The sequence below is a fragment of the Micromonospora deserti genome (assembly GCF_003236335.1).
In the GTDB taxonomy this organism is placed as follows: Bacteria; Actinomycetota; Actinomycetes; order Mycobacteriales; family Micromonosporaceae; genus Micromonospora; species Micromonospora deserti.
This window is the reverse complement of sequence record NZ_POUB01000256.1, coordinates 1-8,616: the sequence shown is the minus strand read 5'-3', so window position 1 is coordinate 8,616 and position 8,616 is coordinate 1. Positions and strand designations below refer to the sequence as shown.

The 8,616-nt window shown below is 73.6% G+C and carries 6 protein-coding genes; 4 read left to right on the top strand and 2 right to left on the bottom strand.

What is annotated here, in order from left to right; translation table 11 throughout:
• Positions 1 to 616: 616 nt before the first annotated feature.
• The gene (locus C1I99_RS25790; protein ID WP_233512713.1) at positions 617 to 2,275 is read right to left on the bottom strand and encodes a beta-N-acetylhexosaminidase; all 1,659 of its coding nucleotides are present in this window, start codon (positions 2,273 to 2,275) and stop codon (positions 617 to 619) included.
• Positions 2,276 to 2,589: 314 nt separating this feature from the next.
• On the opposite strand from C1I99_RS25790, the gene ppdK reads away from it, so the two are divergent.
• Positions 2,590 to 5,298, top strand: a complete 2,709-nt coding sequence (gene ppdK, locus C1I99_RS25785) for a pyruvate, phosphate dikinase (protein ID WP_111136784.1) — start codon at positions 2,590 to 2,592, stop codon at positions 5,296 to 5,298.
• Positions 5,299 to 5,406: 108 nt separating this feature from the next.
• Here the strand turns inward: ppdK and C1I99_RS25780 are convergent, their stop codons facing one another.
• Entirely contained in the window at positions 5,407 to 5,916 is a 510-nt protein-coding gene (locus C1I99_RS25780) for a roadblock/LC7 domain-containing protein (protein WP_233512712.1), read from the bottom strand.
• A 218-nt stretch (positions 5,917 to 6,134) separates the two neighbouring features.
• Between C1I99_RS25780 and C1I99_RS25775 the strand changes: the two genes are divergently transcribed.
• Genes C1I99_RS25775 through C1I99_RS25765 form a run of 3 tightly spaced genes read left to right on the top strand, consistent with a single transcriptional unit; the run spans position 6,135 to position 8,615 of the window.
• On the top strand, positions 6,135 to 6,488 hold the full coding sequence (locus C1I99_RS25775) for a VOC family protein (protein ID WP_111136783.1): 354 nt from the start codon (positions 6,135 to 6,137) through the stop codon (positions 6,486 to 6,488).
• The gene (locus C1I99_RS25770) at positions 6,485 to 7,768 is read left to right on the top strand and encodes a deoxyguanosinetriphosphate triphosphohydrolase (protein ID WP_111136781.1); all 1,284 of its coding nucleotides are present in this window, start codon (positions 6,485 to 6,487) and stop codon (positions 7,766 to 7,768) included. Before C1I99_RS25775 ends, C1I99_RS25770 begins: the two co-directional genes overlap by 4 nt.
• Positions 7,769 to 7,778: 10 nt before the next feature.
• On the top strand, positions 7,779 to 8,615 hold the full coding sequence (locus C1I99_RS25765; RefSeq protein ID WP_111136780.1) for a siderophore-interacting protein: 837 nt from the start codon (positions 7,779 to 7,781) through the stop codon (positions 8,613 to 8,615).
• Position 8,616: the final 1 nt, after the last annotated feature.

The following is an 8,616-nucleotide window of genomic DNA, read 5'->3' as shown; positions in this document are numbered from 1 at the left end:
CGGCGGCGTAGACAGCGGTGACCGGGGCGGCGATGGCGCCGCCGGTGAAGGCGAGGCCGGCAGCGGTCAGAGCGGTCTTGCGCAGAATGTCGGTACGCATGATGATCAAAGCCTTTCGTTCGGGGGTACGCGGCACGCCAACGGGGGTGCGGTGGGCCGCGGGAAAGGGAAAGGTCGTGCGGGGATCGGCCGGCGATCCGGGGGACCTGCTCGGCCGTCCGGGGTGTCTCAACGACCCGGGCCCGGGATGGATTCCGCCGGGGCCGGCTCCCGCGTGGTGGCGCTGGGAAAGCGCCGCGGGTATGCCATGTTCAACGACCCGGGGCGGCCGCCGATTCCGCCGCCGGGGTGGCCCCAACCACGGGACGCGCCGGACAAACCGGATGCCCGGTCGCACGACGGGCACCGTGAACCGGACACGACGCCCAGGGCAGGCGATCCCGCGAGCCGGGGATCGGCGTACTCCCCGGGTCTCACCGACGGCGGGTCGATCCACTTCCGGGCGGCGACATTCGTGTGCCCCGCACGGTCCGGGGGTGACCACATCGCCGATACGGAGCAGTTTTCGGGTGCTCTCGACCGATGGGCCACCGAGCTACGCCGTCCGCCCCCCGCCTCACGGGTGGAGTGGCGTGGCCGGCCAGGGGACCTCGACCGAACGGTGGTAGTGGATGCCGGCCGCCGCCCAGCGAGCTCCCTGCGCCGCCAGCCGCTCCCGGAACCCGGCCCAGTCGTGCCCCGTGCGCGGTGACCAGCCCAGTTCGGCGCAGGCGGGGAGCCGGGGGAAGAGCATGAACTCGATCTCCGCCCGGGAGGTGACCGACTCGGTCCAGAGCGGCGCCTCGACGCCGAGTACCGCCTCGGCGGGCACCCCGGCCAGGTGCGCGCCAGGGTCCCAGTCGTACGCCCGCCGCACGTCGATCAGGCCGGCCCAGTCGTGCCCGATCGGGGTGTCCGGGGCGTACTTCATGTCCAGGTAGGCGTGGTTGCCGGGGGAGAGGACGAGCCGTGCGCCCCGGCGTACCGCCTCGGCCGTGGCCGGGTCGTCGCCGTTGGTGCCCCACCACTGGAGCACCCGGCCGTCGGCGTGCCCGGCCGGCGCGATCTGGTGCCAGCCGACCACGGTCTTGCCGAGGCCGGCGACGATCCGTTGCACCCGCTCGACGAAGCCGGTGTACGCCTCCCCCTTCACCTTGAACGCCTCGTCGCCGCCGATGTGCAGCCACGGGCCGGGGGTGAGCGCGGCCACCTCGGCTAGCACGTCGCTGACGAAGTCGTACGTCCGCTCGCTGGCCGGGTCGACGTAGCTGAACCCGACCTCGGTGCCGGTGTACCGCGCTGGTGCGATTCCGTGCGGCGCCAGTTCCGGGTACGCGACCAGCGCGGAGTTGGTGTGTCCGGGCAGGTCGATCTCCGGCACGACGGTGATGTGCCGCTCGGCCGCGTAGGCGACGATCCGCCGGTAGTCGGCCCGGGTGTAGTACCCGCCGGGGCCGCCGCCGACCTCGCCGACCCCGCCGACGGTGGCCAGCCGCGGCCACGAGTCGACCGCGATTCGCCAGCCCTGGTCGTCGGTCAGGTGCAGATGCAGGTGGTTGAGCTTGTACCGGGCCAGGTGGTCGACCACCCGCAGCACGTCCTCGACGGGGAAGAAGTGCCGGGCCACGTCGAGCATCGCGCCGCGGTAGCCGAACCGGGGCCGGTCGGTGATCGACCCGCCGGGCAGCACCCAGCGTTCGGCGACTTGCGTCGCGCTCTCGACCGCCGCGGGCAGCAGCTGCCGCAGCGTCTGCACGCCGTGGAAGAGCCCGGCGGCGGTGGCGGCGCCGACGCGCACCCCGGCGGCCGTCACGTCGAGCCGGTAGCCCTCGGGGCCGAGGTCGTCGTCGCCGAGCGCCAGGGCGATGCCGCCGGCCGGTTCCGGGCGGGGCGCGTCGGTGACCGGCAGCGGGTACCCGGTCGCCGGGCGGAGCAGGGCGGCGAGCTGCTCGCCGACGGCGAGGGCGGCGGGATCGGCGCTGACCCGGATCGCCGCGTCGGCGGGAAGGAGGAAGTCGGCGGTCGGGTCCGGGACGACCCGCTCGGGGGCGGGCACGACGTCGCCGAGCCGGACCGGCGCCGGCGGGGCGAGCAGGTCGCCGGCGGCCCGGGCCGCCACCCGGGCGAGCTCGGCCGCGGCCGGTTCGCGCAGGGGAACCGGCCCGGCGACGAGGTCGCCCGGCCCGCTGTGGGCCGGGTCGAGCGGTTCCGGGGCGGCGGTGGGGGTGGCTGACACGGCGACGACTCCGAGGGGTGTATTCGCGGCGGTTATGGCAAAGGTGAGGTTCACCGAAACGCGTGCCGTCAAGGGTACGAGAGGAGCGGCGATTGCGTGATCGTGCGCATGGAAGCGTTCCCAAAAACCACCACGAACGCGGATGGTCGTGATAGCTGTGCCTATTGTCACCGAACGGTCCCAGGCCACTCGATGTTCGCTTAACCTTCGCCCACCGATCGGCGCGGGACGCCGGATTACCGGTGATCCGCGCCGGGGTATGAGAGCAACTGAACCTTCGTTAAGTGTCGGACCGGCGCGCGTGGGAGGCTCTGGTGGCAGCACAAGAGATGGTGGAACACAAGTACGTCTACGACTTCGCCGAGGGCAACAAGGACCAGAAGGACCTGCTCGGCGGCAAGGGGGCCAACCTGGCCGAGATGACCAATCTCGGGCTGCCGGTCCCGCCGGGCTTCACCATCACCACCGAGGCTTGCAAGGCGTACCTCGCCACCGGCGAGGAACCGGCCGGACTGGCCGGCCAGATCGCCGCCCACCTCGCCGCGCTGGAGCGGGCGATGGGCAAGCGCCTCGGCGACCCGGCGGACCCGCTGCTGGTCTCCGTCCGGTCCGGGGCCAAGTTCTCCATGCCCGGCATGATGGACACCGTCCTCAACGTCGGGCTCAACGACCGCAGCGTCGTCGGGCTCGCCGCGCAGGCCGGCGGCAACGAGCGGTTCGCCTGGGACTCCTACCGTCGGCTGATCCAGATGTTCGGCAAGACCGTCTGCGACGTGCCGGGCGAGGAGTTCGAGCACGCGCTCGACGACGCCAAACGCGCCAAGGGCGCCACCACCGACCTGGACCTGGACGCGGACGACCTGCGCGGACTGGTCGACGCGTTCAAGAGGATCTTCAGCAAGCACACCGGCCGCGAGTTCCCGCAGGAGCCGCGGGAGCAGCTCGACCTGGCCATCCGGGCGGTCTTCGAGTCGTGGAACGCCGAGCGGGCGGTGGTCTACCGCCGGCAGGAGCGCATCCCGGCGGACCTGGGCACCGCGGTCAACGTGGTAACGATGGTCTTCGGCAACCTCGGCCCCGACTCGGGCACCGGCGTCGCCTTCACCCGCGACCCGGCCAGCGGGTTGCAGGGCATCTACGGCGACTACCTGGCCAACGCCCAGGGCGAGGACGTGGTCGCCGGCATCCGCAACACCGTGCCGTTGCAGGAGCTGGAGCGGATCGACAAGAAGTCCTACGACGAGCTGCTCGGTTTCATGGCCCGGCTCGAGGAGCACTACAAGGACCTCTGCGACATCGAGTTCACCATCGAGCGCGGCAAGCTGTGGATGCTGCAGACCCGGGTCGGCAAGCGCACCGCCGCGGCGGCCTTCGTCATCGCCGGTCAGCTCGTCGACGAGGGCCTGATCGACCTGGACGAGGCGCTGCACCGGGTCAACGGCGCCCAGCTGGCCCAGCTGATGTTCCCGCGCTTCCAGCTCGACCACGAGTTCCAGCCGGTGGCCAAGGGCATCGGCGCGTCTCCGGGCGCGGCGGTCGGCAAGGTGGTCTTCACCTCTGCCCGCGCGGTCGAGCTGGCCGCCGAGGGGGAGCCGGTGATCCTGGTCCGCCGGGAGACGAACCCGGACGACCTGAACGGCATGATCGCCTCGAAGGGCATCCTCACCTCCCGGGGCGGCAAGACCAGCCACGCCGCCGTGGTGGCCCGGGGGATGGGCAAGACCTGCGTCTCCGGCGCCGACGAACTGGACATCAACATCCCGCAGCGGGAGTTCACCGTGGCCGGGCAGACGGTCAACGAGGGCGACGTCGTCTCCATTGACGGCACCACGGGCAAGGTCTACCTCGGCGAGGTGCCGGTCATGCCGTCGGAGGTGGTGCAGTACTTCGAGGGCAGCCTCGACCCGGAGCACATCGACAACCCGCTGGTGAAGGCCGTACACCGGATCATGACGCACGCCGACGCCAAGCGGCGGCTGGTGGTCCGGACGAACGCCGACACCGCCGCGGACGCCGCCCGGGCCCGTCGCTTCGGCGCCCAGGGCATCGGGCTGTGCCGCACCGAGCACATGTTCCTCGGCGACCGGCGTGAGCTGGTCGAGCGGCTGATCCTGGCCCGCGACGAGACCGAGCGCGACAACGCGCTGGCCGCGCTGCTGCCGTTGCAGCGGGCTGACTTCGTGGAGATCTTCCGCGAGATGGACGGGCTGCCGGTCACCGTGCGGCTCATCGACCCGCCGCTGCACGAGTTCCTGCCGCCGCTGGAGCAGCTCGCGGTCAATGTCGCGGTGGCGCAGGAGCGCGGCGAGGACGTGGCCAAGGAGGAGGCGCTGCTCGCCGCCGTCCGCCGGATGCACGAGCAGAACCCGATGCTGGGCCTGCGCGGCGTACGCCTGGGCCTGGTCATCCCCGGCCTGTTCGCGATGCAGGTCCGGGCGATCACCGAGGCCGCGGTCGAGTGTGCGCGCAACGGCGTCACGCCGCGCCCGGAAATCATGGTGCCGCTGGTCGGCGCCGTCCAGGAGCTGGAGACGGTCCGCGCCGAGGCGGAGCGGATCATCGCCGAGGTCACCCGCGAGCAGCCGGTCGAGGTGCTGATCGGCACGATGATCGAGGTGCCTCGCGCCGCGCTGACCGCCGGCCAGATCGCCGAGGCGGCCCAGTTCTTCTCCTTCGGCACCAACGACCTGACCCAGATGGGCTGGGGCTTCTCCCGCGACGACGTCGAGGGCGCGTTCTTCTGGCGGTACCTGGAGCTGGGCATCTTCGGCATCTCGCCGTTCGAGTCGATCGACGCCGAGGGCGTCGGCCGGCTGGTGCGGATCGCCACCGAGGAGGGCCGGGCGGCCCGGCCGGGGCTGAAGCTCGGCGTCTGCGGCGAGCACGGCGGTGATCCGGAGTCGGTGCACTTCTTCCACGAGGTGGGCCTGGACTACGTGTCCTGCTCGCCGTTCCGGGTACCGGTCGCGCGGCTGGAGGCCGGCCGCGCCGGGGTGCAGACGGAGGGCTCCGACAGCCGCTGAGGCGCGACGACGGCGGGCCGGCACCCCGGGCCGCCGGGTGTCGGCCGGCACGCCGACGGCGGCGGACCCGGGGGAGCGGGCCCGCCGCCGCTGTCGTGCGGAGTCGGGTCAGATCGGCGGGCGGCGCCAGGTGTGGTGCGCGGCGCGCCGGGGCAGCGCCGCCCCCGGGGTGGTCACGGCGAACGGGGCGGGCGCCTCGGGCGCGGGCGACGCCCCGGGCGCGGCGGGCCGGGTGTCCAGCACCGACCCGGTGCGCCGGGCCACCGCCCGGGCGTCGTCGTGCAACGCCTCCAGGTCGGCGGCGGAGTCGGCGACCAGCGTCAGCAGCGCGTTCCGCCCGGCCGGGTAGGTGACCACGGCGCCGGCCGACGTGCGGACCACGGACTCCCGGAACTCGCCCTGCCGCACCGTGTCCGCCACCCGGTGGCCGAGACCGAAGCTGGCCGCGGCGAGCGCCGCCAGGTGGGTGGCGTCCGTCGCCGGCAGGTCGCTGGAGATCAGCAGGCCGTCGGTGCCCGCCAGCACCGTGCCGGCGACCTCGGGGCGGCGCCGTCGCAGCCCCCACAACTCCGTTCCCACCATCGTGTCCGCGTTCACGAGCGTCTCTCCCACCGTCATGGTCTGAGGTTGGTCACGTTCCGCGCTGGGAACGCTACCGGTGGCCACCTTGCCTCGCGAGCCCGTAACCGTCGGCGATCGGTCGACAACTCTGGTCTGAACGGGGGTTGCGCACCGGGCGGACGCACGTCGCCGCCGCGCCGTCCGGCCCGCTGCGCACCGGGTGGGCGCACGTCGCCGCCGCGCCGTCCGGCCCGTCCGGGCGTAGTCTGTGCGGCATGAGCAGCGCCTGGGAGAGCCTCACCGTCGATGCCCGGGACCCGGCCCGGCTGGCCCTTTGGTGGGCCGAGGCGCTCGGCTACCAGGTGGTCAGCGAGAAGGCGGACGAGGTGGAGATCCGCCAGTCCGCCGACCGGCTGCCCGGCATCGTCTTCGCGCCCGTGGCCGAGGGCAAGGCAACCAAGAACCGGCTTCACCTCGACCTGCGCCCCGACGACCAGGAGGCGGAGGTCGAGCGGCTGGTCGACATGGGCGCCCGGCACGTGGACATCGGGCAGGGCGACCCGGGCTGGACGGTGCTCGCCGACCCGGAGGGCAACGAGTTCTGCGTGCTGCGGCAGCGTGACGGTTGAGCGCTCGGGCCCGGCCGGCTGATCCGGATGCGCGACGGTGGGTCGGTGAGCCGCCCAAGGACACCGGCGACGGCCGGTCGCCGTACGAGCGGGACCGCGCCCGGGTGCTGCACTCGGCGGCGTTCCGGCGGCTCGCCGCGAAGACCCAGGTGCACACGGCCGGCACCGACGACTTCCTGCGGACCCGGCTGACCCACTCGCTGGAGGTCGCCCAGATCGCCCGGGAGATGGGGGCCCGGCTGGGCTGCGACCCGGACGTGGTGGACACCGCCGGGCTCGCGCACGACCTCGGCCACCCGCCGTTCGGGCACAACGGTGAGGACGCACTGGACACTCTCGCCGCGTCCTGCGGCGGGTTCGAGGGCAACGCGCAGACACTGCGGGTACTGACCCGGCTGGAGGCCAAGGTGCTGGCCGCCGACGGGACGTCCGCCGGGCTGAACCTGACCCGCGCCTCGCTCGACGCGGTCAGCAAGTACCCCTGGCCGCGCCGGCCGGGACAGCGCAAGTTCGGGGCGTACGCCGACGACCTGGCGGTCTTCACCTGGCTGCGGGCCGGCGCGCCGGCCGAGGGGCGGCGCTGCCTGGAGGCGCAGGTGATGGACTGGGCCGACGACGTGGCGTACTCGGTGCACGACGTGGAGGACGGCATCCACGGCGGGTACGTGACGCTGCGCCCGCTGCTGACCGATCCGGACGAACGGGCCGCGCTCTGCGCCGACGTCGCCGCCGCCTACTCCGGCGAGTCTCCGGCCGACCTCGGTGAGGTGCTGCTCGACCTGCTCGCCGACCCGGTGCTCACGCCGCTCGCCGAGTACGACGGCAGCCACCGGGCGCAGGCCGCGTTGAAGGCGACCACCAGCGTGCTGACCGGCCGGTTCGTCTCGACCGTGGTGGCCGCCACCCAGGAGCGGTTCGGCCCCGGCCCGCACCGCCGGTACGCCGCCGACCTGGTCGTGCCCCGGCGGATCCGGGCCCGGTGCGCGCTGCTCAAGGGCATCGCGCTGCGGTACGTGATGCGCCGCCCCGGTGCCCTGAGCCGTTACCAGCGGCAGCGGGCGATCCTCGCCGAGCTGGTCGCGGTCCTCGTCGACCGGGCGCCGGACGCGCTCGACCCGATCTTCGCCCCGGTGTGGCGGGCCGCGCCGGACGACGCCGCCCGGCTGCGGGTGGTGATCGACCAGGTCGCCTCGCTCACCGACCCGGCCGCGGTGGCCTGGCACGCCCGCCTGGTCGGGGGTGGGGCACCGTCGGTGGGGCGCGGTGTGAAGTTAGGTTAACCTAACCAGCATGACGGAGCGCCAGAAGAAGGTCACGACCGCCCGGGTGGTACGCACCGGGCGGCCCACCCCGCACCTGATCCGGCTGGTGCTCGGTGGCGAGGAACTGACCGGCCTGCCGGTGGGTGAGTTCACCGACCACTACATCAAGATCGTCTTTCCGGTGCCGGGGGTCGACTACCCGCAGCCGATGGACCTCGCGGCGATCTGCCGCGACCGGCCCCGGGAGCAGTGGCCCCGGCTGCGCGCGTACACCGTGCGGGCCTGGGACGCGGTGGCCGGCGAGCTCACCGTGGACGTGGTGCAGCACGGCGACGCGGGGCTGGCCGGCCCGTGGGCGGCCGCCCTGCGCCCCGGTGACCCGGTGCACTTCGTCGGCCCCGGCGGGGCGTACGCCCCGAGCCCGGACGCCGACTGGCACCTGCTGGTGGGCGACGAGAGCGCGCTGCCGGCGATCGCCGCGTCCCTGGAGCGGCTGCCCTCCGGCGCCCCGGCCACGGTCCTGGTCGAGATCGGCGACCCGGCGCAGGAGCAGCGGCTGCCCAGCCCGGGCGCGGTCCGGCTGACCTGGCTGCACCGGGGCGACCGGCCGGTCGGCGAGGCCCTCGTCGCGGCGGTCCGCGGGCTGGAGTTCCCGCCCGGCACGGTGCACGCCTTCGTGCACGGTGAGGCGACCTTCGTCCGCGAGTTGCGCCGCCTGCTGCGCGTCGAGCGCGCCGTGCCCCGCGAGCAGCTCTCCATCTCCGGCTACTGGCGGCAGGGCATCGACGACGAGGGCTGGCGCGCCGCCAAGCCCGACTGGAACCGCCAGGTCGAAGCCGACGAGTCCACCCCCCTCCCCGCCTAAC